Source organism: Vibrio sagamiensis NBRC 104589, assembly GCF_007990935.1.
GTDB lineage: Bacteria > Pseudomonadota > Gammaproteobacteria > Enterobacterales > Vibrionaceae > Vibrio > Vibrio sagamiensis.
Map to the genome: position 1 here is coordinate 1 of NZ_BJXJ01000126.1, position 1,156 is coordinate 1,156.

The window sequence follows — 1,156 nt, forward strand, 5'->3', positions numbered from 1 at the left end:
AACTTTGGAGTGAAGTGATAGGGCATGTTTGCTGGTCTGTTTCGATAGAAGTGTCTTTGATTGCGGTTTTAGCCTACTTCTCTAAGCCAATTTTTGGTAACTGGTATAGCTCAAACTAACTTGCTCTACAACTGGCTTTTGGAGGTTATGAAAAAATTGAACATAATTCCAACATTGAATTCATGTCCTGATGTTTAAAGGCTTCATTTTCTGACTTATTGTAAAAACTGAAGCTATATCCGAGGTGCTTATCTGAGCGCCTCCTTCTGTCCAATACTTTCACAGTTGGCACCTTGCGTTACCATAATCGTGTTACCGGGCAACTTTTGCCCCATTATGAGCTACGACCGATTAGCAACTCAGTTCACTGAAGTATAATTTGACCTACATTTAGTAATTCCAAAAATACGGAAGTAAAGTCAGATTATACCTCTATCTAAGTGACCAAATTCAGCCTGCCACTATACTATTTAGCTGTTGTTTAGCTGAGGGTTAAAGAGGAGGGAGACGTTCAGGTTGTTTGACTAAACTCGATGAAATCATTATAGCGTTTATGTGTGCGAATTTTGGTATTTGGTATGCTACTGTATGCTTTCTTGTTGGTTTGGATTAGGAAAGTAGTGTGCATAAAGCAGTAGTTAAAACGATTAGTGATACAGTTGTTGAACGACTAAAAACACCTTTGATAGCTACTTTCATCTTCTCTTGGTTAGTGGTCAATCACTCAGTTGTACTTCAATTCACATTTGAAACCTTACCCAATAAGGTTGAACTAGCTAAAAGTCTACAAGTTGGTTGGTGGTATGGGCTGTTTCTACCTGCAATTGTATCTCTTGGTTACATACTCCTTATACCTGCCTTACAACTGGGTTTAGATTGGTTAGTTCTTAATACTCTTGGTGAATCACGTAAGAATCATGATGTTAAAGATGCTAGGAATAAACTTGAATCTACACAGGAACACCAGATTAAGTTACGCGATAAAGAGTTAGAGAGCTGGGAGCAGAAAAAAAAAGAACTAAATGATGAAATTGAGAAAGTACACAATGATATGGCTAAGGTGTTGGCTCAACTTCATTCGGCTCAAGAAATGAATGAATCCTTAGAATCAGCAAGGCTAGAGATTGATTCAGATAAGCAAAAGTTAGAGGATGTT

At 37.7% G+C, this 1,156-nt stretch carries 1 protein-coding gene; it reads left to right on the forward strand.

Features of this window, described 5'->3' with window-relative positions; all coding sequences use genetic code 11:
- Window positions 1–622: 622 nt before the first annotated feature.
- The coding region (locus VSA01S_RS19750) for a hypothetical protein (protein ID WP_147052804.1) at window positions 623–1,156 on the forward strand (534 nt) is incomplete at its 3' end.